Genomic DNA, 23,950 nt, shown 5'->3' with positions numbered 1-23,950 from the left:
GGACGGCCACAACCCCCTACCTCACCGGCCGAGCGGCGCCGGATGCGGACGGTCCCGCATCCGGCGCCTTTCGGCGTCTCCGGGGTGCGGATCCACCCGCCCCGCAGGAGCCTGAAGGCATGGCACATCCAACGGAGCATCCGCACATCGTGGTGCACTCGCCGGCCCTGGACGGCTCCCGGCGGGTCACGGAGGGCGACGAGACGCTGGGGATCGCCACCCACGTCGACGACGTCGGCGAGATCCTGCGCCTGGCCGACCTGTACGTCACGGACGTCGAGGAGAGCGACCTCATCGAGTGGCAGGGCGGCGGCCCGGACGACTGGCCGGGACTGTCGGAACACCACGAGGGGCCGTGAACACGTACCTACATCCGGGAACGTAGGACGTCTACGCAAACCTCAAATCCAGCTCTGAACATGGTTCAAGAGGCTTCAGCCGCCCCCACTCAAGGGCATATTCACGTCACATGGGGCCCGTCGGCACGGGGGCGGCGGGCCTCATGACGGGGGAAACAACGGGGGATCGCACGGGGGACACGGGGGACGGCTCCCAGGAGCCGGGCACGCGAAAGGGGCGGTCCGACCGAAAGGCCGGACCGCCCCTCAGCTGTCGGCCTGGTCAGACCTTCAGCGTCCTGATCGACGTCGGGGCGTGCCCCGGCTCCGTCGCGAGCTCCTCGAACTCGACGACGTTGCCGATGTCGTTGGTGGTCGACATGGCGATGTTGGTGACGCGCTCCAGGATCGCCTCGACGACGACCGGCACCTGGAACTCGGCGGCGAGCTTCTTGGCCTGCTCCAGCGCCGCGCCCAGCTCGTTGGGGTCGGTCACCCGGATCGCCTTGCAGCCCAGGCCCTCGGCGACCTTGACGTGGTCGACGCCGTAGACGCCGAGTTCGGGCGAGTTGATGTTCTCGAACTCCAGCTTGACCTGGAAGTCGATGTCGAACGCCCGCTGCGCCTGCCGGATCAGGCCCAGGTAGGCGTTGTTCACGAGGACGTGGACGTACGGGATCCTGTGCTGTGCGCCGACCGCGAGCTCCTCGATCATGAACTGGAAGTCGTAGTCGCCGGAGAGCGCGACGACCTGCGCCTCCGGGTCAGCCTTCGCGACACCCAGCGCGGCCGGGATGGTCCAGCCGAGGGGCCCCGCCTGGCCGCAGTTGATCCAGTGGCGCGGCTTGAAGACGTGCAGCATCTGGGCGCCGGCGATCTGGGACAGGCCGATCGTGGAGACGTAGCGGGTCTCGGGTCCGAACGCCTTGTTCATCTCCTCGTAGACGCGCTGCGGCTTGATCGGGATGTCGTCGAAGTGCGTGCGGCGCTGGAGCGTCGCCTTCTTCTCCTGAGCCGAGGCCGCCCACGCGGAGCGGTCGGGCAGCCTGCCGGCCGCCTTCAGCTCCCTGGCCACCTCGACGAAGAGCTCCAGCGCGGCCTTCGCGTCGGACGTGATGCCGTAGTCCGGGGCGAAGATCCTGCCGATCTGGGTGGGCTCGATGTCGACGTGCACGAACGTGCGGCCGGCCGTGTAGACGTCCAGCTTGCCGGTGTGGCGGTTGGCCCAGCGGTTGCCGATGCCGAGGACGAAGTCGGACTCCAGGAAGGTCGCGTTGCCGTAGCGGTGCGAGGTCTGCAGGCCGACCATGCCGGCGTTCAGCTCGTGGTCGTCGGGGAGCAGGCCCCAGCCCATCAGGGTCGGGACGACCGGGGTGCCGGTCAACTCGGCGAACTCGACGAGGAGTTCGGCCGCGTCGGCGTTGATGACACCTCCGCCGGCGACGATCAGTGGCCGCTCGGACTCGTTCAGCAGCCGGATCGCCTTCTCGATCTGGGGGCGGGTCGCGGCCGGCTTGTACGCCTGCAGCGGCTCGTACGTCTCCGGGTCGAACTCGATCTCGGTGAGCTGGACATCGATCGGCAGGTCGATGAGGACCGGGCCGGGGCGGCCCGAGCGCATCAGGTGGAAGGCCTGCTGGAAGACGCCGGGGACCTGCGCCGCCTCGAGAACCGTGACGGCCATTTTCGTGACCGGCTTGGCGATCGAGGCGATGTCGACGGCCTGGAAGTCCTCTTTGTGGATCACGGCGGTCGGCGCCTGGCCCGTGATGCACAGGATCGGGATGGAGTCACCGATCGCCGAGTACAGGCCGGTGATCATGTCGGTCCCCGCGGGCCCCGAAGTGCCGATGCAGACACCGATGTTGCCCGGGTGGGTCCTCGTGTACCCCTCGGCCATGTGCGAGGCGCCCTCGACATGCCGGGCGAGGGTGTGGTTGACGCCACCGGAGGCCTTGAGCGCCGCGTAGAACGGGTTGATCGCCGCGCCGGGCACACCGAACGCGTTGGTGACGCCTTCGCGCTTGAGGATCTCAACTGCCGCGCGGGCAGCGGTCATACGTGCCATCGAGTACTCCTGCTTCGGCTGTCGGACTAGCACTCCCGTCGCGCCCCGCGGTGAGCTCTTCCGTATTCGACTTCCTGCCTAGTTTCCACATTGTGGAAACTATTTTCTACTATCTGGAAGCAATGTAAGTGGGCGAGGGAAGGCCGTCAAGAGACGGACAAGCGGGGGCCCGCTGGAGGACGATGTGGGCCATGTCAGAGAGCGTCTCGGTGCGCTGTCCGGCCTGCCGGCGCGAGCACCTCTATGCGCCGCCGTCGTATCCGTGCACCTGCGGGGCACCCGTCGCCCCGCGGCTGGACAGGCACGGGACGGCGACGGCCGTCACCCATCGGGCCTGGGCGGAGGACTGGGTCACCCTGCGGTGCGGCGCCTGCGGCCGCCGGGACCAGTGGCCGCGCCCGGAGCTGGGCTGTCCCTGCGGGACGGTGCTGCGGATCGCGGTGGCCGGGCAGACCGCCACGGCGGAGGTGAGCGCCGAGGCCGCCCCCGCCCCGGCGAAGCGCCGCCTGCCCTTCCAGCCCGTCACCATCCGCACGGCCCGGGACGCGGTGACGGCCGCCGCCGTGTATCTGCGCTGGCTCGGCTACCGGGACATCCGCCGGGCCGACCAGCGGCCGCCGTCCGGCATCGGCATCGCCGCCCGCGGCCTGCTGGCCCAGGTCGACCCGACCGTACACCCGGCCTCGCTGCGGGACGTGGAGTGCCTGTGGCTGACCGCCATGACCGAGTCGGCGGCCTGCGCCTACTTCTCCCTGGCCGGCTACGCCACCGACGCCCGCACCCGCGCGGACGCCCTCGGCATCCCCCTGTTCGTCCTGGACCTCACGGGCACACCGCAGCCGGCCAACGGCCTCGCCGACGAGCTGGACGCCACGGGGGCCCGGTAGTTCCCCACGCGGTGTTCCGCACGGAAAGAGCGGGGGCGCCATGGGCACCCCCGCTCGAAAGGCCTTCGCGCAACCGCGAGTTCACTGCCCCCGCTCGGCGCGGTACCGCACCGCGAGCCGCGCGAGCGCCACCGCGCCGAGCAGCAGCCCGAAGTCCCGCAGCGCGATGTCGTAGTAGCCCGGGATGGTGAGCAGATCGATGATGATGCCCGCCAGCCAGCCGGCCACCAGCCACCCGCCGAACCGCGGGGCCAGGGCCACGACGACGCCGGCCAGGATCTCGATCACCCCCACCGCGTACATGGCCGACTGGGCGCTGCCCGGAACGATGTGGTCGATCCACGGCGCGAGGTAGCCGGGCCAGTCGACGAGCAGGTTGGCGAACTTGTCCAGCCCGAACAGAACCGGCGCCACCGTGAAACCGATGCGCAGGATCAGGAAGGCCTGGTAGCCGGGGTCGGTGAGCGTCGCGTGCCGGGATGCGGCGGGCGCGGGGCTGGTGGTTGCGGAGGAAGCCATCACGAGTCCTTCTATAGACAATTTTCATTGTCTATAGAAACGCGCACTCTGTCTTTAGTCAATGGCCATGGGTTTTACACTGGTGTTCGTGGATGCCTCGAAGGAAGTACCCGACGCCGGCGCACAGGCCGCCGACGTCTCGGCCGTCGCCGCGCTCGACGAGCCGACGCGCAGGAGGCTGTACGAGCACGTGGTGCGCCAGCCGGGCCCGGTCGGCCGGGACGAGGCGGCCGCGGCGCTGGGCCTGGCGCGGCAGACCGCCGCCTTCCACCTGGACCGGCTCGCCGAGGAGTCCCTGCTCGACGTGGTCTACGAGCGGCGCAGCGGACGGAGCGGGCCGGGCGCGGGCAGACCGGCCAAGCTCTACCGGCGCTCCACGCGGCAGGTCGCCGTCAGCCTGCCCGACCGGCGCTACGAACTGGCCGGACGGCTGCTGGCCCAGGCAGTCGAGGAGTCCGGCACTACGGGCGAGCCGGTGCGGGACGTGCTGCACCGCAAGGCGGAGGAACTCGGCTCGCACCTGGGCGGACAGCACGACGCCACGGGCCTCGTCGACCTGCTGGAGCGGCACGGCTTCGAACCGCGGCGCGAGGACGACACGATCGTCCTGGCCAACTGCCCCTTCCACGCACTGGCCCGTGAGCACACGGAGACGGTGTGCGGGATGAACCTCCATCTGCTGCGCGGAGTGCTGCACGGCCTGGGGGGCGAGTCGGGCTACGAGGCCTGTCTCGCCCCCCGGGACGGGCGCTGCTGCGTGCTGCTCCAGCCCGCCGCCTGATTCCGGCCGGCGATTGCGGCCGCCCGACTACTCGGCGTACGTCTCCCGCAGCTCGACCTTCCGCACCTTCCCGGACACCGTCATCGGGAAGGCCTCCAGGATCTGCAGCCGGCTCGGCGCCTTGTAGTGGGCCAGCCGGCCCTCGCAGAAGGCGCGCACGTCCTCCAGGGTCGGCGGGTCGGCCGGGTCGCGCGGGATGACGCAGGCGAGGACCTCCTCGCCGTAGCGCTCGTGCGGTACCCCCACGACCTGGACGTCCGCGATCTTCGGGTGGCCGTAGAGAAACTCCTCGATCTCGCGCGGGTAGATGTTCTCGCCGCCCCGGATGATCATGTCCTTGATGCGGCCGACGATCTCGACGTAGCCGTCCTCGCGCATCGTCGCCAGATCCCCGGTGTGCATCCAGCGGCCGGGGTCGACGGACTCGGCGGTCTTCTCGGGCTCGTTCCAGTAGCCGAGCATCACGCTGTAGCCGCGGGTGCACAACTCGCCCGGGACACCGCGGGGTTGGGTCACTCCGGTCGCCGGATCGACGACCTTCACCTCGATGTGCGGCAGGACCCGGCCCACCGTTGCGGTGCGGTGTTCCAGGTCGTCGTCCCTGCGGGTCTGGAGGGAGACCGGGGACGTCTCCGTCATGCCGTAGCAGATGGAGACCTCCGCCATGTGCATCTCGGCGACCACCCGCTTCATCACCTCGACCGGGCAGGGCGAGCCCGCCATGATGCCGGTGCGCAGGGTGGAGAGGTCGTAGCTCGCGAAGTCGGCGAGGTTCAGCTCAGCGATGAACATGGTCGGGACGCCGTACAGGGACGTGCAGCGTTCCTGCTGGACCGCCTCCAGCGTCGCCTTCGGATCGAAGGACGGCGCCGGGATCACCATGCACGCCCCGTGCGAGGTCGCTGCCAGGTTGCCCATCACCATGCCGAAGCAGTGGTAGAAGGGCACGGGGACGCAGATCCGGTCCTGCTCGGTGTAGGCGATCAACTCGCCGACGAAATAACCGTTGTTGAGGATGTTGTGGTGGGAGAGGGTGGCCCCCTTGGGGAAGCCCGTCGTGCCCGAGGTGTACTGGATGTTGATGGGGTCGTCGCAGGACAGCTCCTCGTACGGTGCCCCGGCGGTCCCCCGGCCGAGCAGCGCCTGCCAGCTCGGGTCGCCGATGTACACGACCTCGCGCAGCTCGGGGCAGCGGCCCCGCACCTGCTCCACCATCGCGCGGTAGTCGCTGGTCTTGTGGCTGAGGGAGGCGAAGAGCAGCGAGATTCCGGCCTGCCTGAGGACGTACTCGACCTCGTGGGTGCGGTAGGCCGGGTTGATGTTCACCATGATCGCGCCGATGCGGGCGGTGGCGTACTGGACCAGCACCCACTCGGGACAGTTGACCGCCCAGATGCCCACCCGGTCACCCTTGGCCACCCCGGCCGCCACCAGTGCCTGCGCCAGCTCCTCGACGTCCGCGGCGAACCGGGCGTACGTCCAGCGCCGCCCCGACGGCACGTCCACCAGCGCCTCGCGGTCCGGCCAGGTCGCCACGGCCCGGTCGAGGTTGGCGCCGATCGTGTCGCCGAGCAGGGTCGTGCCGCTCGTGCCGTGGGTGTACGACGATTCCGCACTCACCGGAAGTCCTCCTCGCGGTACTCGTCGGCCGAGCCCGCGGCGGTCGCCTCGCGCAGCTCGATCCGGCGGATCTTGCCGGACACGGTCTTGGGCAGCGGCGCGAACTCCAGACGGCGGATGCGCTTGTACGGGGCGAGGACCTCGCGGGAGTGCTCGAACAGCACCTTCGCGGTGTCGGCGCCCGGCTGCCAGCCCTCGGCGAGGACGACGTACGCCTTGGGGACGGCGAGGCGCAGCTCGTCCGGGGCGGGCACGACGGCCGCCTCGGCCACCGCCTCGTGCTCCAGCAGCGCGCTCTCCAGCTCGAAGGGGCTGATCTTGTAGTCGGATGCCTTGAAGACGTCGTCGGCCCGTCCGACGTAGGTGATGTAGCCGTCGGCGTCGCGGGAGCCGATGTCGCCGGTGCGGTAGTAGCCGCCGGCCATCGCCTCCGCCGTACGGTCCGGGTCGCCGTGGTAGCCGGTCATCAGGCCGACGGGCCGCGCCGACAGGTCGAGGGCGATCTCGCCCTCGACGGCGCCGGGCGCTCCCGACACCGGGTCCAGCAGCTCGACCTTGTAGCCCGGGCTCGGCCGCCCCATCGAGCCGGTCTTGAGCGCCTGGCCCGGACTGTTGGCGACCTGGACGGCCGTCTCGGTCTGTCCGAAGCCGTCCCGGATGGTGACGCCCCAGGCGCGCCGGACCTGCTCGATGACCTCGGGGTTCAGGGGCTCGCCCGCCGCCACGACCTCGCGTGGTGGGGTGCGCAGCTGGGTCAGGTCGGCCTGGATGAGCATCCGCCACACGGTGGGCGGGGCGCAGAACGTGGTCACCCCGGCCCGGTCCATCTCGGACATCAGCCGGGCGGCGTCGAAGCGGGTGTAGTTGTGGATGAAGACGGTCGCCTCCGCGTTCCACGGGGCGAACAGGTTCGACCAGGCGTGCTTGGCCCAGCCGGGCGAGGAGATGTTCAGGTGCACGTCACCGGGCTTGAGGCCGACCCAGTACATCGTCGCCAGGTGACCGATCGGGTACGAGGTGTGGGTGTGCTCGACCAGCTTGGGCCGGGCGGTGGTGCCCGAGGTGAAGTACAGCATCAGCGGGTCGTCGGCGAGGGTCGGGCCGTACGGCGTGAAGTCGGCGGAGGCGGCGTACGCGTCCTCGTACGTCTGCCAGCCCTCGGCGGCCCCGCCGACCGCGATACGCGTGTATGTGCCGGGCACCTCGTCGAACTTGCCGGTGTCCTCGGCCCGTACGAGCACCTGCCGGACACGGCCGCGGTCGACGCGGTCGCGCAGGTCGGCGGGGCCGAGCAGCGGGGTGGCCGGGATGACGACCGCGCGCAGCTTCATCGCCGCCAGGGCCGTCTCCCACAGCTCGGCCTGGTTGCCGAGCATGACCAGGATCCGGTCCTCGGCGCGGACGCCGCGTTCGCGCAGCCAGTTCGCCACCCGGTCCGAACGGTCGGACATCTCCGCGAACGAGACCCGGACCTCGGTCCCGTCCTCCTCGACGATGTGCAGGGCGGTCCGGTCGTTGCCGTCGGCGATGACGTCGAACCAGTCGAGCGCCCAGTTGAAACGGTCAGGGCGGGGCCAGCTGAAACCCTCGTACGCCTTCGCGTAGTCCTCGCGGTGCTCCAGCAGGAAGTCGCGCGCACTGCGGAAGAGCTCCGTCGCCGTCGTCATCGTCGTTTTCCTCCTCATCACCGGACCATTGCCGGGCAGCTCTCTGCCATCGTGTAATCCGTGATGCAGGTCTCACTACCCCCGAACGGGGGTGTGCGCTGCACGGAAAGGGCAAGCAGGTGACAGCAGACGCGGCGGGGACGGTCGAGATACGCCATGCGCTGGTACGGCTGCGGCGCACGACGGGGCTCCCGGTCGCCTTCGGCGGCCTGGTGGAGCCGGGGCGCCGGCACATGCGGATCAGTGAACTCAGCGGCACCGAGACACCCGCGCTGAGCGGGCTCCCGGTGACCTCCGGCAACGGCCTGGGCGGCCGGGCGGTCGCGCTCGCCCGGGCGTGCGCGGTGACGGACTACTCCTCTTCCCCGCAGATCAGCCACGAGTACGACATCCCGGTCGCCACGGAGGGGCTGCGTTCGATCCTCGCGGTGCCGGTGGTCGTACGCCGCCGGGTGCGGGGTGTGCTGTACGGCGCCCTGCGCACGGCGCAGCCATTGGGTGACCGGACGCTGGGCGCGGCGATGGAGGCCGCACGGGACGTGGAGCAGGCGCTGGCGGTCGGGGACGAGGCGCGGGGACTGCTGGCGGCGGCCGCCCGCGCCGAGCCGGACCGGGACCCGGGGGCGGGTGCCGCCTGGGAGCAGGTGCGGGAGGCCCACGCGGCCCTGCGGGCGCTGGCGCCGCGGATCGCGGACCCCGCGCTGCGGGCGGAACTGCTCGGCGTGTGCGGGTTGCTGACCCCGAAGACGTGGGCTCACGGGGTCGATCTGGCCCCCCGCGAGCTGGATGTGCTGGCCTGCGTGGCGGCGGGGGCCACCAACGCGGTGGCCGCCGAGCGGCTCGGGCTGGGGACCGAGACGGTCAAGGGGTACCTGCGGTCGGCGATGCGGAAACTGGGTGCTCACACGCGTGGCGAGGCGGTGGCCGCGGCACGCCGGGCGGGGCTGCTCCCGTAGCACTCTATTCGTGCACCGCGGCTCTGAATTTCTCCATGCCTGACCGTTGTTATATCCCTCACCACGTCGTCCGTCCGAATTTCAAAGGGAGATTGCCTAGAATTTGGCCCGAACACGACACACGGAGGGGAGCGGTGACCGTGCGAGGGGACTTGAGGGAGCCTGCCAGACGCCACCCCGACCTGGTCATCGGGCGGGACGAGCTGCTCAGCGCGGCGCGTGAGCAGCTCGCGCGGGGCGGCAGCGTGCTGCTCCACGGCCCCGCCGGAATAGGAAAGTCGACCGCTCTGCGGGCATTGGCCTCCGAATACGGGACAGCCGACCGCACCGTGTTGCGCTGCTCGGCCACCGAGTCCGAATCCCACCTCCCGTTCCTGGCCCTCGCCGACCTGCTCGGCCTGGTCGTGGACGAGGTGTACGACAAGCTGCCCGCCGCCCAGCGCACGGCGCTGGAGTCGGCCCTCACCGGCCGCGGCGAGTCCACCCTCCAGCGCGACGGCCTCGCCCTGCGCCTGGCGGTCCTGTCCGCGCTGCGCGCGCTCGCCGCCCAGGGCCCCGTCCTCGTCGTGGCGGACGACCTGCAGTGGCTGGACCCGGCGAGCGCGGAGCTCCTCGGCTTCGCCGCCCGCCGCCTGGGCGACACTCCGGTGCAACTGCTGTGCGCGGTGCGCACGGAGGGCCAGGAGTACGACCGCCACCTGAGCGCGTCCCCGCCCGACACCCTGGCCGTGCGGCTCGGCGCGCTCTCCCGCGCCCAGGTGTCGTCGCTGCTCGACCACCGCGGCTACACCGGCCTGCCGCGCTCCACCGTCCGGGACATCCACCGCACCAGCGGCGGCAACCCGTTCTTCGCGCTCGAACTGGGCCGCGCCCTGGCCGAGAACCCGACCCCGCCGCGGCCCGGCGAGCCGCTGCCGGTGCCCACCTCGCTGCGCGCCCTGGTCCTGAACCGGCTCGACATGCTCTCCGTCGAGGCCCGCCGCACCCTCCTGGTGGCCAGCGTCGGCGCCCGCCCCACCCTGGCCCTGCTGCATGCGGCCGGCCGGGAGAACGCCGAGGCCGAGACCGCGCAGGCAGCCGAACTCGGGCTGCTGGCGACCGAGCCGGAGGGCCCCGCCGTACGCTTCGCCCATCCGCTGATCTCGGCCGCGCTGTACGCGGAGGCGCCCGCGCAGGACCGGCGGGCCGCGCACGCGGCGCTGTCCACGGCGGCCTCCGACCCGATCGAGCGCGCCCGCCACCTCGCCCTCGCGACCACCGGCACCGACCCGGAGGCCGCGGCCCGGCTCGCCGAGGCCGCCGCCACGGCCCGGGACCGCGGGGCACCCTCGGTCGCGGCCTCGCTCGGACTGCTCGCCGCCCGGCACACCCCGGCCGACGGCGAGCCGGGCCCGGACGAGCGCCGGCTGGAGGCCGCCGAGGACGCGATCACCGCCGGCGAGGTGGACCTCGCCCGGGACATCGCCCGCGACGTGCTGACCCGGGCCGCCGAGCCCGCGGACCGGGTGCGGGCCTGGATGGTGGTCATCGAGGCCGCCGGGCAGGCCCTCGGCGAGGTCGACACCGTCTACCCGCAGGCGCTCGCCGACGCCGGCGACGACCCGGGGCTGCTCGCCCTGGTCCACTACCAGCTGGCCTGGCGCGGACTGGTCGTGGAGGGCGACTTCGCCATCGGCCGGGAGGAGGCCGCGCACGCCGCCGAGCTCGCGGCCCGGGCCGGTGACCGGCGCACCGAACTCCTCGCGCTCGCCTTCCAGGCGACGACCGAGACCCTGATGGGCCATCCGGACGCCCCCGCGACCATCAAACGCGCCCTGAAGGAGCCCCAGCTCCCCGACGTGGCCTGCCACCACAACGGCGCGGGCGCGACCCGCTACCGCTGGCTGATCATGAGCGACCAGCTGCCCGAGGCCCGCTCCACCGTCAACGCGCTGCTGCGCGAGGCGCGCCGGCGCGGCATGGTCGAGAGCGAGGTGCACTTCGTGCGCCTGCTCGCCGAGACCGAACTGCGCTCCGGGCACTGCGGCCGGGCCCTCGACCTGGCCCGGGAGAGCATGCGCCTGGCCCGCGACTCGGGCATCGGCGAGGTGCCCTCCGCCGTACTCGCCTCCCTCACGGAGGCCTCCGGCGGGGACGTGGAGCGGGCGCTGACACTGGGCCGGGAGGCGGTGGAGCTGGCGGAGCGGGCCGGGGACCAGATGTACATCTCCCGGGGGCTGACCGCGGTCGGGCACGCCCAGCTGGTCGCCGGGGACGCCGAGGGGGCGGTCCGCTCCCTGCGCCGGGTGCGGGACCTGGAGAACGGGCTCGGCATCACCGACCCCGCCCGCGGCCGCTGGCACGGCGACCTCGCCGAGGCCCTCGTGCGCATCGGCGAGACCGACGAGGCGCAGCAACTCCTGGACGTGGCACGCGAACACGCGCAGCGGCTGGGACGTGAGGGCGTGCTGGCCGTCCTGGACCGGGCCGAGGCACTGGTGCGGGCCGCGCGCGGGGAGCACGAGGCCGCGGTCGCCCAGCTGAGGTCGGCGCAGGACCGGCTCGCCAAGCTGGGGTACGGCCTGGAGGAGGCACGCGCCGCGTTCGCGCTGGCGTCGCTGCGCCCCCGCCGGCCGGGTCCGTCGTCGTACGACGAGGCGGCCCGGCTGTTCCGCCGCTGCCGGGCGCTGCCGTGGGTGCGTCAGGTGGAGGCGGCAGCCGTGGCGAGCCCGGTGGAACCGATCGCCCCTGCTGCCGCGTCAGAGGGCCTGGAAGGTCTCGCCGCGATGGAACGCCAGGTCGCCGCGCTCGTCATGGAGGGCGCGACCAACCGGGAGATCGCCGCGCGTCTGTTCATCAGCGTGAAGACGGTCGAGGCGACACTGACCCGGGTCTACCGCAAGCTGGGGATCCGCTCGCGCGTGGATATCGTCCGTTTGGCGGCGGCACGGCGAGCGAAGTGACGGCACGCCAGGTTAACTGAACCCGACCGAGGGTTTTCCCTCACTCAACCCCCTAGGGGGTTCCCTCATTGGGAGCCGGGGGTTCCGCGTCCTAGCTTAAGGACGTGCCGCTCGCCCGGGCATACGGGGGTCGGTCCCGCGACCCCCGTGCTCAACCCCACACACCCGCGCGACCCCCCACCGGCAACCCCCACTGAGGAGACTCATGTTCGGGTCAAACCGTGCCAGGAAGACCGCGGCCGTGCTCACCGCGACCGCTGCGGCGGCCGCGACCGCACTGCTCGGTGCGCCTTCCGCGGCAGCCGCGCCCCAGCCCATCGTGGGCGGCACCACGACCACGACCACGGCCTACCCGTTCGTCATGCAGATCACGGACGCCTCGCAGAACCAGTTCTGCGGCGGCACCCTCGTCTCGGCCACCAAGGTGATCACCGCCGCTCACTGCATGGTCGGCGAGACCACCGGCAGCGTCAGAGTCGTCGGCGGCCGGACCTACCTGAACGGCACCAACGGCACGGTCAGCAAGGTCAGCAAGATCTGGATCAACCCGGACTACACGGACGCCACCAACGGCGACGACGTGGCCGTACTCACGCTGTCGACGTCGATGCCGTACACGACGGCCTCGTACGTCTCCTCCTCGGACACCTCGGTGTACGCGGCCGGCACCACGGCCCGCATCCTCGGATGGGGCACCACCTCGGAGAACGGCAGCTCCTCCAACCAGCTGCGGACCGCGACCGTGCCGATCGTGGCCGACTCCGGTTGCCAGAGCTCCTACGGGTCTGAGTTCGTCCAGACCGACATGGTTTGCGCCGGATACACATCCGGCGGCGTAGACACCTGCCAGGGCGACAGCGGCGGTCCCCTGCTCATCGGGGGCGTCCTGGCAGGGATCACTTCATGGGGCAACGGCTGTGCGGAGGCCGGTTACCCGGGTGTCTACTCCCGGCTGACCACCTTCTCCAGCCTGGTGACCGCGCAGGTCAACTCGTAGGTCGGGTACCCCAGAAGATCTCCTGAGTACCCCTCAGGTGAGAGACAAGGGGGCGTTGCGGGCTACCACGAGCAGCTCGCAGCGCCCCCTTTCCATGCGCTCCGCCGGCCCCACCTCCGGGCTACTTGTCGGCGATGAGCTTCCCCGCCGCGCCCCAGCTGTCCGCCGGCACCTCGTGGATCCACACCTGAACGGTCTCGGCCGGGATCTTGTACGCGTCGACGAAGGCGTCGGTGACGCGCTTGACGAGGTCCCGCTTGAGCTCGGTGTCGCGCGGACCCTGCTGAATGGTGACGATCGGCATGGCTGAACTCCCTTGAACGCGTTGCCTGTTGGGACCCGTTGCGGTCCCTTTCGCTGAGTCCAGTCCATCGCGTCGGGCGTCCGCGACCAAGAGGCAGACCGCGACCGCAGCGATCAGTTCTCGTGATCGCCGCAGGCCAGCAGCAGGGTGTCCAGGTGCGGGGGCGGGGTGCCGAGAGGCACGGCAAGGCCCGTGGACAGGGCGAGGCCCGGCGCGCGGAACGGCACGAAGGCGACGCGGGAGCTGTGCAGTACGCGTGCGTGGGACGCGTAGACGACGGTCCACAGGGGGCGGCTGCCGATGGTGGCGAGCGTGTCCTGCAAGGAACCGCTCGCCGGTCCCGGCACCGGCTCGAACCCGGCCTCGTGACAGGCACCGACGACCAGATCGACCAGGGCGGGGTTGTTGCGGCGCTCGGTAAGGGTGAGCGGCACCTCGGCAAGTTCCTCGACGCCGATCTCCGTGCGCCCCGCGAGTGGATGCGCGGCCGGGAGCGCGGCCACCAGCGGGTCGGGCCACAGGGGCAGCACGCGTACGCCCGGCACCGGTTCCACGGCCCGTACGAAAGCGGCGTCCAACCGGCCGCCCGCGACCCGGGCCAGCCGTTCGGCGACCGGCAGCGAGAACAGCTCGACGGGCACGTCCGGCGCACGGCGCGCGAACTCGGCGAGCACACGGTCGAGATGCGTGCCCAGTCCCGTACTGGTGCCGATCCTCAGGCCGGGTGGCGGGGCGACGGCGGCACGCGCCCGGTCGGCCGCCGCCAGCACCTCCCGCGCCTCGGGCAGCAGCCGCTCCCCCGCCGCCGTGAGCCGCACCCGGCGCGGCGTCCGGTCGAACAGCTCGGCACCCAGCTCCCGCTCCAGTCGCTGTATCTGCATGCTCACCGCGGACTGCACGATGTGCAGCCGCTCGGCCGCACGCCCGAAGTGCAGCTCCTCGGCGACGGTCACGAAATAGGTGAGCTGCCGCAGTTCCATGGACTCGACTGTAGAGGGGCCCGGCGGGCGGCTGTTTGAATGAGCGGCCGGGGCTTGTCAGAGGGGAGCGATACGCATGGTGTCGACGGACCGATTTCTCGCCTTCGCCGCGATGTCCCTGCTGGTGATCGTGATTCCGGGCCCCAGCGTTCTGTTCGTCATCGGCCGCGCGCTCGCCCATGGCCGCCGTACCGCGGTGGCGACGGCGCTCGGCAATGTCTTCGGCTCGTATCTGCTGGTGGCGGCGGTCGCGATCGGTGTCGGCTCGCTGGTGGAGCGCTCGGTGACGGTCTACCTGGCGGTGAAGCTGGCAGGCGCGGCCTACCTGGTGTACCTGGGCGTCCAGGCGTTCCGGCACCGCAAGGAGCTGAAGGCGTCGGCGATCGGGACGCAGCCGACGGGACCGGCCCGCGGCGATCTGCGTACCGTGCTGGACGGTGTGCTCGTCGGGGTGACCAACCCCAAGGGCGTGGTCTTCTTCGCCGCGGTGCTCCCCCAGTTCGTGGACCACGCGGCGGGCCGCGTCCCGCTCCAGATGCTGCTGCTCGGGCTGATCCCGATCTCGATCGGCCTGGTCACGGACACCCTGTGGGGCCTGACCGCCTCGGCCGCCCGCACCTGGTTCGCCCGCTCCGACCGCCGTCTGTCGATGATCGGCGGCGCGGGTGGCTTCGCCGTGATCGGGCTTGGCCTGACGGTGGCGGTGACGGGCCGGGCGGACTGAGGGCTACGGGATCACGGTCCCGAAACGGATGTCGTAAGCCGACCCCGGGTGCATGGTGTCGAGCATCCGCATCCCTTCGTCCACGACGTCCGCGCGCCGGGCCTTGGTAAGCCTGCCGAACGGTTCGATGACGAGCGCGCCCTCCGCGAGCTTCCACACCCCTGCCAGAAAGCCGTCGACGAGGACCGTGCAGTGGGCCTGATTGCCCACCCAGCTGCGTCCCCGGTGCTCGGGCGGTACGACCCGGGTGCGGTCGGCGTGGGAGAGCAGCAGGTTGTCGAACTCGGGGAGGAAACGGGGCGGAGCCGGAGTGTCCGCGTCGGGACGCGGCGCCTCCGGCAGGTCGAAGAGCTCGACACCGTTCTCGTCCCGGAACGTCACGAGCTGCGGGCGCAGCCGCTCGAAGGCGTCCCGCAGCCGGGTCAGACCGGCCCAGGTCTGCATGTCCTTGACTGAAGCGGGACCGAAGGCGGCCAGGTAGCGCAGGACGGTGGCATCGGAGGACGGAGCGGCTTCGACGGGCGGCGTGTACGACGCCGGGGCAGTGACGGGCGACGCCGGGGCAGTGACGGCCGACGAATCCGCGGCCGAGACCGTCACAGCGGAGGAAGCGGCGCCCTGTGCAGGCGCGGTGGCCGAAGCCGTGCCTGGTGCGGTCGCAGTCGGCGAGGCCGCACCCGGCGCAGCCGCCGCCGGTGGGGCCGAGCGGGTGGCGGAGCCGCGGCCCAGCCAGTGCTCCGCGGTGGTGAGGGCGACCTGGCCGCTCCTCCCCCACAGTCCGCGCGGGGTGACCTGGACGAGTGGGAGCTTGCAGCGGGCGGCGATGCCGAGGGACTGCGCGTCGGCGTCGGGCCACTCGGTCTGCAGGGCCTCGCGCAGCTGCTTCATGGTGCGCGGCTCGGCCTCGACGAGATCGCGGGCGAGGGCGGCGAGCCGGTCGAGGTCCACGCCCTCAAGTCCCTTGCGGAAATTGGTGAGTTCGCGGTCACGGGCCGGCTGGACGAGCGGGCGCAGAGTGAGGGCGTCGGCGGCGGTGTGGGTGTGGATGGTCGAGCGCATGGTGACGATTCGGACGACCTCACGGTCCGCCATGAGCCGTGACAGCGCCTCGGGGGTGAAGCCGTCGAGGCGCGCGGCGAGCGCGTAGTACGGCGGCTTGACGTTCTGCGCCTGGAGTCCGAGGAGATGCCCGACGGCGCTCTTGACGGAGAGCGGGGACCGGCGCAGGAGCAGCTGCCGTTCGAGGGTGGCACGGTTGAGCGCGCGGGCGCCGAGCACGGTAGCCGTCGCTGTCGACTTCGTCATGCCCCGCACGCTAGCCGGACCTGCGGACACCTTCTGTCCTCAACTCTCACCGAATCCCGGCCGTGCGGGCCACCCCGGCGCCGTTTGCCCCGTATATCCTGCCCGGGATCACGCAGCCACAGGTTCGACCCGGGAGGCAGCCGCATGTCCGAGCGACGCGCCCGTCCGGCCTCCAAGGACGCGAGGAAATCCGTCTGGCGCCGCGCGCCGGCCCCACCGCAGCCGCCGGCGTCGGACACCGCACCGCCCCAGGCCGACCCGGCGCCGGAGCCCTCGGAGGTGGCCAGCGTCGTCCAGGCGGCGCTGTACCGGGACGGCGTGCGCGTCTCCGCCCCGGCCACCCTCGCCGAGACCTTCCGTGAACTGCGCGAGCAGCCGTCCGGCATGGCCTGGATCGGCCTCGCCCGCCCCACCGAGGGCGAACTCCTCTCCCTGGCCGCCGAGTTCGACCTGCACCCGCTGTCGGTCGAGGACGCGATGGAGGCCCACCAGCGCCCGAAACTGGAACGCTACGGCGACACGCTCTTCGTCGTACTGCGGGCGGCCCGGTATCTCGACGCCGCGGAGGAGGTCGACTTCGGCGAGCTGCACGTGTTCGTGGGACCCGACTTCGTCATCACGGTCCGCCACGGCGACGCCCCCGACCTCTCCGCGGTCCGCCACCGCATGGAGGAATCGCCGGAGCTGCTGAAGCTGGGCCCGGAGGCCGTCCTGTACGCCATCCTCGACGCGGTCGTCGACGGTTACGCCCCGGTGGTGGCGGGCGTCCAGAACGACATCGACGAGATCGAGACCGAGGTCTTCCGCGGCGACCCGGAGGTCTCCCGCCGCATCTACGAACTCTCCCGCGAAATGGTCGAGTTCCAGCGCGCCACCCGCCCCCTGGTCGGCATGCTGCACGGCCTGATCGCCGGGTTCTCCAAATACGGCACGGACGACGAACTCCAGCGCCATCTGCGCGACGTCGCGGACCACGTGACCCACACCAGCGAACGCGTCGACGGCTTCCGCCAGGCCCTCACCGACATCCTCACGGTGAACGCGACGCTGGTGACGCAGCAGCAGAACGCGGAGATGCGGGCGCTGGCGGAGGCAGGGTTCGAGCAGAACGAGGAGATCAAGCGGATCTCCTCGTGGGCGGCGATCCTCTTCGCTCCCACACTCGTGGGGACCATCTACGGCATGAACTTCACGCACATGCCCGAGCTGACCTGGAGCTTCGGATACCCCTTCGCGATCGGCCTGATGGCGGTGGTATGCGTGAGTTTGTACATGGTTTTCAAGCGCCGGGACTGGCTCTGACCCTCTTCTGCCGAGTCCGGTTCTCCTGCGGAGGAAGTGATGCCCGGATCGCCATGCCGGGCGACCGGTCTCTTCTCGCGGGCCGCTGTAGGCAGATGGGGCGGGAGCTTCAGGCCCCGGCGGCCGTGACGACGGCGTCGGTGGCAAAGCCGAGGACGAGGCCCAGCAGGACACACCAAGTGGTCAGGGTCTTCAGTGCGGCCCTGCGGGCAACGGCCAGCAGTTCGATGACCACATAGAGGATCGACCCCGCGGCCAGCCCCAGGAAGGCGATCGACACGGTGTCATTGACCAGGTGCTGGCCGACCACGGTGCCGAGGAAGGTCGGACCGCCGCCGATCAGACCGAGCAGCAGCAGCGTGGCCCATGAGGGGCGTTCACCCTCGGCGGCCAGCGGGGCGACGATGCCGAACCCTTCGGTGGCGTTGTGCAGACCGAAGCCGACGATGAGGAGTACGGCGAGGGAGAGTTCACCCTGGGCGGCGGAGTTGCCGATGGCCAGGCCCTCGGCGAAGTTGTGCAGGCCGATGCCGGTGGCGATCATCAGCGCGAGCGAGCCGGCCTGGCTGCGGACTTTGGGGGCCAGCTCGGCGGAGGCCGCCGCACCGGGACCGACGGGCCGCGCAGCCGAGGCCGCACGGCGGGCGATCCAGCCGTCATAGTACACCAGGCTCATCAAACCGGCTCCGAGGCCCGCGGCGAGGGTGAGACCCCCGGAGGCCACGGTGCCCCAGTCATGCTTGCCCAGCGCCTCGTCGACCGGCTCCCAGGCGTGTGTCAGGACGTCCCAGACCAGGAAGATCAGGATGCCGATGGCGACGGCGTTCAGACCTGCGCGCAGCCGGGGGTTCGGGTTGCGCAGTCGACCGAGGGGCAGGCCGAGGTAGATGGTGAACCCTGCGATGGCGCCGAGCAGGGCTACCTGGGAACCGGACATCAGGGGGACTCCAGTTAGAAGAGCGGAGAAGTACACCCCGAAACTAGATGAGGCAAGCCTTACCTAATAGGTATCTGTAGGTCGATTTTGAGAAGGCTTGGCGAATTCGTTGCACTCCAGCAATGAGCGGGCCCCCGCTGCTCCCGTCCGTCGTGAGGCGGAGCTGCGCGGCGACGCTGCGGCACCACGACGCCAGTGGGCGCGGGCGTCCGCCCCGGCACCGCACGGCAGAGGAGACCGGCCTCGGGCATCGCGCCACGAGGCCTCGGGACCTCCGTGCCCGGCGCTACCGATGTTCAAGATTCTCGGAGGCGACCAGAACTCGGCATCGTCGCCGCCACGCTGAGCGGTGCCTCCGTAGGGCACCGGCGTCCGGCACTCCCCGCCACCTGCCCGGCGCCGACGTACCGACAGTTCCGCGCGCTGTTCCTGCGCGATGGCTCATCGGGGCCGGGCGGGACACTGATCGGATCCCACCCGCCGGCCACTCCGGCCGACGGTCAGGCCCGGCGCCCCGAAGCCGGGATGCCGGGCCTGACCGAGGCGGACGTCAGGCGGGGCGGATGTTCTCCGCCTGCGGGCCCTTCTGGCCCTGGGTGACGTCGAACTCGACCTTCTGGCCCTCCTGGAGCTCGCGGAACCCCTGGCTGGCGATGTTGGAGTAGTGGGCGAAGACGTCGGGGCCGCCGCCCTCCTGCTCGATGAAGCCGAAGCCCTTCTCGCTGTTGAACCACTTCACAGTGCCCTTGGCCATGACTGTCTCCTTCGAGGGAAACCGGGCGCGCACCTTGCGCGCCCAGGAGGTGATCGCCCTGGTCCGGAGAGGCGCTGAACAGCAAGAACGCCCGCGATGGCGATCACGGGCGAACAGAACTTCGGAACCACGACTGCTAGTCACAACGCTATAACGGCGCGGCGGCAGCCGCTACCGAAAACGCGCCAGTATCAGCACCGGTGTGTCGAGCGAAGCCTGTCACCTGGCCACCCGCTCAGACAGTCGTACGGGGGCGGCGTCACTTCCGCTCAGGCCGGGACGAGCGCCCGTCTCCGCTGCCCGGACCGCCCCCATGTGAGAGTGGGCGGCTCGACCCGCAGTCCCGCTCGTGGCCCGGGCGGCGGTGATGGGGTCGGGGATCCGTACATTGCGAAGCCGCCGCCTCGGCTTCGCTCGTGATCACATGGTCCGAGACAGGGGCGGCGGCGTGAGTATCCGCGAGGACCTGTTCCAGCCTGTGGAGGAGCAGGCCGGAATTCGGGCAGTCGGGTAAGGCACGCACGGTCAGTGACCGCGATCACGTTTCGCCCGGGCGCGGTCGCCCGGCGTGGTCCATGAGGTCAGTGCTCATCCGAAGGAGGAGCCCATGGAAAACCCCGGGAGGCTCGGTGCTCGGTGGCCGCCGCGCGGCTCGAGACAACCGGTCTCCAGAAACCGGCCGTTGACTGTGACTGACCGGGCAGGCCGAGCAGCCGTCGATTGGGCGCAGGTACCGAGGCCAGCGCCCTGAGCTGCCCGGATCCCGTGCCGTACGGTCTGATGTCGCGGTCGCCCACCGTCCGCCACGGATCTCACCGAAGCCGGCGGTGCCGCCGCTGCGGACGAGAGAGCTGAACCATTACCGGGAATCAGGCGGCGACGAGCTCCCGCTCGCGGTCCGGCGTCTTGACCTTGGGGTTCTTGTTCGGCAGCGAGAGCCGGAAGACCTTGTGCCACGCGGAGAACACCTGCTGGGGCAGCGGCCCGGTGACGTACTCCAGCTGGTACTTCTCGAACAGTGCGCGCACCTTCACCGCGACCTCGGCGTACCGGTTGCTCGGCAGGTCCGGGAACAGGTGGTGCTCGATCTGGTGGGAGAGGTTGCCGGTCATGAAGTGCATGGCCTTGCTGCCGCTGATGTTCGCCGAGCCCATCATCTGGCGCAGGTACCACTGGCCGCGCGTCTCGCCCTTGATCGACCGGCGCTCGAAGACCTGCACGCCCTCGGGGAAGTGCCCGCACATGATCACCGAGTGGGACCAGATGTTGCGGACCAGGTTCGCGGTGAACGTGGCGGCGAGCGTGGGGAGGAACGACGGGCCCGACAGCAGCGGGTGGATCACGTAGTCCTTGAGCACCTGCTTGCGGATCTTGCGGCCCACGGCTTTGGCCCGCGCGCGGAACTCCGGGTTCTTGCGGCGGCGCTTGTTCAGGTTCTTGCCGAGCTCCAGGTCGTACGCCGCGATGCCGTACTCGAAGAAACAGGCGTTGAGGAAGTTCCACAGCGGCTGGCCGAGGTGGAACGGGTGCCACTTCTGGTCCTCGTCGACGCGCATGATGCCGTAGCCGAGGTCGTTGTCCTTGCCGATCACGTTGGTGTACGTGTGGTGCAGCTCGTTGTGCGAGTGCTTCCACTGGTCGGCCGGCGAGACGTGGTCCCACTCCCAGGTGGTGGAGTGGATCTTCGGGTCCCGCATCCAGTCCCACTGGCCGTGCAGGATGTTGTGGCCGATCTCCATGTTGTCCATGATCTTCGCCACGGACAGACCGGCGGTGCCGATCAGCCACGCGGGCGGGAAGATCGAGAACAGGAGCACGCCCCGGCTGACCAGCTCCAGTCTGCGTTGCGCCGAGATGACCTTGCGGATGTAGGCCGCGTCCTTCTCGCCGCGGCCGGCGATCACCTCGTCACGGATCGCGTCCAGCTCGCGTCCGAGCTCCTCGATCTGCTCCGCGGTCAGGTGGGCGGTGGGGTCGATGGCGGTCAAGGTGCTCCTACCGTTCGATGTCGCAGGGGCCCGCCGCGGCGGACACGCAGGTCTGGATGAGGACGCCCGGTTCGGCCTCGGTGATCTCGCCGGTGCGCAGGTCGCGGACGGCGCCTGCCTTGAGCGGCGTGACGCAGCCGAAGCAGATGCCCATGCGGCATCCGGAGGGCATGAGCACGCCTGCCTCCTCGCCGACGTCCAGCAACGGCGTGGCGCCGTCCGCGTCGACGGTCTTGCCGGTGGCGCTGAACGTGACCTCGCCGCCGTCGCCGGTGACGACGATGCTGGGGCGGAAGCGTTCGGTGTGCAGGCGCTCTTGTACGCCGTGCTCGGTCCAGTGCTGCTCGGCGGCGTCGAGCAGGCCCGCGGGCCCGCAGGCCCAGGTCTCGCGCTCGGCCCAGTCGGGCACGAGTTCGTCCAGACGGGCGATGTCGAGCATGCCGTCCGTGTCGGTGTGCACCTCGGTGAGCCGCAGCTTCTTGTCCGCGACCAGGTCGTGCAGTTCGTTGCGGAAGATCACGTCGTGCGGCTGTGGCGCGCAGTGGACCATGACGACGTCGTCGAACCCGGTGTCGCGCAGCATGCCCATCACGGGTGTGATGCCGCTGCCGGCCGTCAGGTAGAGCACCTTGGCGGGCTTGGCCTGCGGCAGTACGAAGTCACCGGTCGGCTGGTCGAGCTGGATCAGCGTGCCCGGTTTCGCCCTGCGGACCAGGTGGTTGCTGACCTTGCCGTCCGGGATCGCCTTCACGGTGATCGTGACGCGGCCGTCCTGGCGGTTCGTCGGCGAGGTGAGGGAGTAGGCACGCCACAGGCGCACCCCGTCGACGTCGACCCCGATCCGCACGTACTGACCGGCTGTGTGGCCGCGCCAGCCCCGTCCCGGCCTGATCACGACGGTCGCGGCGTCACCCGTCTCGGGGTGCACGGCCTCGATGCGCCCACGCAGGTCGGCGCCCGCACGCAGCGGGCTGACCAGGTCGAGGTAGTCCGACGGCAGCAGCGGCGTCGTGACCATCTCGAGCAGTTTCCACGCCCTGCTGCGAAGGGCTGTACTCGTCATGACTCCAGCTTGCTGCGCCGCAAGGCGTAAAGTCCTGACCGCAGGATGTGAATCTGGTCGGCGGAATTGTTCGCAGGGAACAAAAACATGAGCCATGCAATCCGGAGGGCCAGCGGACTGGCCCTGGATGAGACGACGGTCACCGCACTTCGGGCCGCGCTGAAGACCACCGCCGACGAGGTCGTCCAGGCGATCATCGACGAGGTCCCTTCGTACGCCAACGCCCTTACGGGCCACATGGGCGGCACCATCCGCCGAGCCGTCCGGACCGCCCTGGGGCACTACCTGGACCTCGCGAGCGGGAAGGCCACCGGCGGCGACGCCGGTGACGCAGCCTACGAGCTGGGCCGGGGCGAGGTGCGCGACGGCCGTTCGATGGACGCCCTGCTCAGCGCCTACCGCGTCGGCGCCCGCGTGGCCTGGCGATGTCTGGCAGCGGGTGCCGTACCCGCAGGTCTGCCCGCCGCCGAGGTCGCCAAGTTCGCCGAGCTGACCTTCGCCTACATCGACGAGCTCTCCGCCGCGAGCGCCGCGGGCCACGCCGACGAACTGGCCGCCCGGGGCAGGGCCCACGAGCGCCACCTGGAACACCTGGCCCGCGACCTCCTCGCCGGCGCGAGCCCGGACGTACTGCTGGCTTCTGCCCAACGTGCCGGGTGGCAGCCTCCGGTCTCGCTGACCGCGGTCCTGCTGCCCGCCGCCCAGGCCCGGCCTGCCTACCGCACGCTCGACCCGAGCACCCTCGTCCTCGACGATCTGCCGGACGCCACCGGTGTGCTGCTCGTCCCCGATGCCGACCGATCACATCTCTTGCGGCAGCTGACCGACCGCACCGCCGTGGTCGGCCCGCCCCGGCCATGGACTCGTGCGTCCGCCTCGTACGCGAGAGCCGTACGCGCGCGCTCCCTCTCCTCCGATATTCGCGACACCGAGGACCACCTGCCCGAGCTGGTGCTGAGTGCCGACACGGACGCGTTCGCGGACCTGCGTGCCCGAGCCCTCGCACCGTTGCGGACCTTGCCTGTCGCGACCGCGCGGCGGCTGGAGGAGACGTTGCGGGCGTGGCTGCTGCACCAGGGCAGGCGGGACGAGGTGGCGGCGGCGTTGTTCGTCCATCCCCAGACAGTCCGGTACCGGATGTCGCAGCTGCGGGAGCTGTTTCCGGATCTCGCATCGCCCCACCGGGTCCTTGAACTGACGCTGGCGGTCGGCCTCCGGGTCGGCTGACGCGTACTTCGACCGTCCACGACCGCCAAGGACGAGACCGGAACGGGTGGGCTTCTCCGTCTGGCGGGACCTGCCCCGGCAGACCTGGCCGACCTCTCGAACGGGACACGCTGACCACCACCGGACTGACACGACGTCAACTGATCTGAGGCGCCGCAGCCGCTGGACTCCGCGCGAGGGCCGCCGCAGTCGGCGCCCAGGAGCTGTCGGGCCGGCCGTGGGGGCACACCGCCCACCGGCCGGCTTGCCACCAGCGGGCTCCGCCGGTCGGACCGGCCCGACGCCGACCCGCCGGGCCGGACTCGATCGCCGCCACCCACTCAGGGGCCTTTCGCCCGGTGAGCCGACGCCAGGACTTCTTCCCTGCATGTCGGCGACGGACTGGGCATTGCGGATGAACACGGCGTCGATCGCGCCAAGCCCCTTCCCCCCGGCCTCGGGCACGAGCTCAGGGTCCTCCCCTGTCCGAACGGATCAAGTTCGTGACCGGAGCTCACTGGTGCGGGTCCGCTCCGCCCAGCGGGCGACGTACGGCATAGCGAGCCCCACACCTATGAAGATCGCGCCCATGGCCAGCCACCCGCGAGCCCC

The 23,950-nt window shown here is 70.9% G+C and carries 20 protein-coding genes; 9 read left to right on the top strand and 11 right to left on the bottom strand.

The genetic code is table 11. From position 1 onward, the window contains the following. Positions 1 to 119: 119 nt before the first annotated feature. Positions 120 to 359 carry a hypothetical protein gene (locus LJ657_RS06190; protein ID WP_232647202.1) on the top strand — a complete coding sequence of 80 codons (240 nt, stop codon included), beginning with the start codon at positions 120 to 122 and terminating at the stop codon, positions 357 to 359. A 262-nt stretch (positions 360 to 621) separates the two neighbouring features. Here the strand turns inward: LJ657_RS06190 and gcl are convergent, their stop codons facing one another. Then, on the bottom strand, positions 622 to 2,406 hold the full coding sequence (gcl, locus tag LJ657_RS06185) for a glyoxylate carboligase (RefSeq protein ID WP_232647201.1): 1,785 nt from the start codon (positions 2,404 to 2,406) through the stop codon (positions 622 to 624). Positions 2,407 to 2,588: 182 nt separating this feature from the next. Here gcl and LJ657_RS06180 point away from each other — a divergent pair, with 182 nt between their 5' ends. Then, the gene (locus LJ657_RS06180; RefSeq protein WP_232647200.1) at positions 2,589 to 3,293 is read left to right on the top strand and encodes a hypothetical protein; all 705 of its coding nucleotides are present in this window, start codon (positions 2,589 to 2,591) and stop codon (positions 3,291 to 3,293) included. A gap of 81 nt (positions 3,294 to 3,374) precedes the next feature. On the opposite strand, the gene LJ657_RS06175 is transcribed toward LJ657_RS06180, so the two are convergent. Further along, positions 3,375 to 3,812, bottom strand: a complete 438-nt coding sequence (locus LJ657_RS06175) for a hypothetical protein (RefSeq protein WP_232647199.1) — start codon at positions 3,810 to 3,812, stop codon at positions 3,375 to 3,377. An 82-nt stretch (positions 3,813 to 3,894) separates the two neighbouring features. On the opposite strand from LJ657_RS06175, the gene LJ657_RS06170 reads away from it, so the two are divergent. After that, complete coding sequence (locus tag LJ657_RS06170) at positions 3,895 to 4,593, top strand: helix-turn-helix transcriptional regulator (RefSeq protein ID WP_232647420.1); 699 nt, start codon at positions 3,895 to 3,897, stop codon at positions 4,591 to 4,593. 27 nt (positions 4,594 to 4,620) lie between these two features. On the opposite strand, the gene LJ657_RS06165 is transcribed toward LJ657_RS06170, so the two are convergent. Both LJ657_RS06165 and LJ657_RS06160 read right to left on the bottom strand, forming a co-directional pair. Further along, the gene (locus LJ657_RS06165; RefSeq protein ID WP_232647198.1) at positions 4,621 to 6,213 is read right to left on the bottom strand and encodes an AMP-binding protein; all 1,593 of its coding nucleotides are present in this window, start codon (positions 6,211 to 6,213) and stop codon (positions 4,621 to 4,623) included. Further along, complete coding sequence (locus LJ657_RS06160; RefSeq protein ID WP_232647197.1) at positions 6,210 to 7,880, bottom strand: AMP-binding protein; 1,671 nt, start codon at positions 7,878 to 7,880, stop codon at positions 6,210 to 6,212. The genes LJ657_RS06165 and LJ657_RS06160 overlap by 4 nt, the downstream gene beginning before the upstream one ends. Positions 7,881 to 7,999: 119 nt before the next feature. Here LJ657_RS06160 and LJ657_RS06155 point away from each other — a divergent pair, with 119 nt between their 5' ends. The 3 genes from LJ657_RS06155 to LJ657_RS06145 all read left to right on the top strand — a co-directional run bounded on the left by LJ657_RS06155 (position 8,000) and on the right by LJ657_RS06145 (position 12,775). Next, entirely contained in the window at positions 8,000 to 8,836 is an 837-nt protein-coding gene (locus LJ657_RS06155) for a helix-turn-helix transcriptional regulator (protein ID WP_232647196.1), read from the top strand. A 134-nt stretch (positions 8,837 to 8,970) separates the two neighbouring features. After that, positions 8,971 to 11,778 carry an ATP-binding protein gene (locus tag LJ657_RS06150; protein WP_232647195.1) on the top strand — a complete coding sequence of 936 codons (2,808 nt, stop codon included), beginning with the start codon at positions 8,971 to 8,973 and terminating at the stop codon, positions 11,776 to 11,778. Positions 11,779 to 11,983: 205 nt separating this feature from the next. Then, a complete protein-coding gene (locus tag LJ657_RS06145; protein WP_232647194.1) occupies positions 11,984 to 12,775 on the top strand; it encodes a S1 family peptidase in 792 nt (263 codons plus the stop codon). A 121-nt stretch (positions 12,776 to 12,896) separates the two neighbouring features. Here LJ657_RS06145 and dmpI read toward each other — a convergent pair whose 3' ends face one another. Both dmpI and LJ657_RS06135 read right to left on the bottom strand, forming a co-directional pair. Continuing rightward, the gene (gene dmpI, locus LJ657_RS06140; RefSeq protein WP_232647193.1) at positions 12,897 to 13,079 is read right to left on the bottom strand and encodes a 4-oxalocrotonate tautomerase DmpI; all 183 of its coding nucleotides are present in this window, start codon (positions 13,077 to 13,079) and stop codon (positions 12,897 to 12,899) included. 113 nt (positions 13,080 to 13,192) lie between these two features. Beyond that, a complete protein-coding gene (locus LJ657_RS06135; protein ID WP_232647192.1) occupies positions 13,193 to 14,059 on the bottom strand; it encodes a LysR family transcriptional regulator in 867 nt (288 codons plus the stop codon). Positions 14,060 to 14,135: 76 nt separating this feature from the next. Here LJ657_RS06135 and LJ657_RS06130 point away from each other — a divergent pair, with 76 nt between their 5' ends. Beyond that, a complete protein-coding gene (locus LJ657_RS06130; RefSeq protein ID WP_232647191.1) occupies positions 14,136 to 14,783 on the top strand; it encodes a LysE family translocator in 648 nt (215 codons plus the stop codon). A gap of 3 nt (positions 14,784 to 14,786) precedes the next feature. Here LJ657_RS06130 and LJ657_RS06125 read toward each other — a convergent pair whose 3' ends face one another. Next, entirely contained in the window at positions 14,787 to 16,088 is a 1,302-nt protein-coding gene (locus tag LJ657_RS06125; RefSeq protein WP_232647190.1) for a winged helix DNA-binding domain-containing protein, read from the bottom strand. Between the two features lie 144 nt (positions 16,089 to 16,232). On the opposite strand from LJ657_RS06125, the gene LJ657_RS06120 reads away from it, so the two are divergent. Beyond that, positions 16,233 to 17,390 carry a magnesium and cobalt transport protein CorA gene (locus tag LJ657_RS06120; RefSeq protein ID WP_232647189.1) on the top strand — a complete coding sequence of 386 codons (1,158 nt, stop codon included), beginning with the start codon at positions 16,233 to 16,235 and terminating at the stop codon, positions 17,388 to 17,390. Between the two features lie 109 nt (positions 17,391 to 17,499). Here the strand turns inward: LJ657_RS06120 and LJ657_RS06115 are convergent, their stop codons facing one another. From LJ657_RS06115 to LJ657_RS06100, 4 genes are all read right to left on the bottom strand, one after another. Next, on the bottom strand, positions 17,500 to 18,327 hold the full coding sequence (locus LJ657_RS06115; protein ID WP_232647188.1) for a ZIP family metal transporter: 828 nt from the start codon (positions 18,325 to 18,327) through the stop codon (positions 17,500 to 17,502). 550 nt (positions 18,328 to 18,877) lie between these two features. Beyond that, complete coding sequence (locus tag LJ657_RS06110; protein WP_069768673.1) at positions 18,878 to 19,081, bottom strand: cold-shock protein; 204 nt, start codon at positions 19,079 to 19,081, stop codon at positions 18,878 to 18,880. 869 nt (positions 19,082 to 19,950) lie between these two features. After that, entirely contained in the window at positions 19,951 to 21,069 is a 1,119-nt protein-coding gene (locus LJ657_RS06105) for a fatty acid desaturase family protein (RefSeq protein WP_232647187.1), read from the bottom strand. Positions 21,070 to 21,076: 7 nt separating this feature from the next. After that, on the bottom strand, positions 21,077 to 22,132 hold the full coding sequence (locus LJ657_RS06100) for a ferredoxin reductase (protein ID WP_232647186.1): 1,056 nt from the start codon (positions 22,130 to 22,132) through the stop codon (positions 21,077 to 21,079). A gap of 87 nt (positions 22,133 to 22,219) precedes the next feature. Between LJ657_RS06100 and LJ657_RS06095 the strand changes: the two genes are divergently transcribed. Beyond that, entirely contained in the window at positions 22,220 to 23,359 is a 1,140-nt protein-coding gene (locus LJ657_RS06095; protein ID WP_232647185.1) for a PucR family transcriptional regulator, read from the top strand. Positions 23,360 to 23,950: the final 591 nt, after the last annotated feature.

The sequence above is a fragment of the Streptomyces guryensis genome (genome assembly GCF_021261325.1).
GTDB classification, from domain to species: domain Bacteria; phylum Actinomycetota; class Actinomycetes; order Streptomycetales; family Streptomycetaceae; genus Streptomyces; species Streptomyces guryensis.
This window is presented reverse-complemented; position numbering and strand designations above follow the sequence as displayed.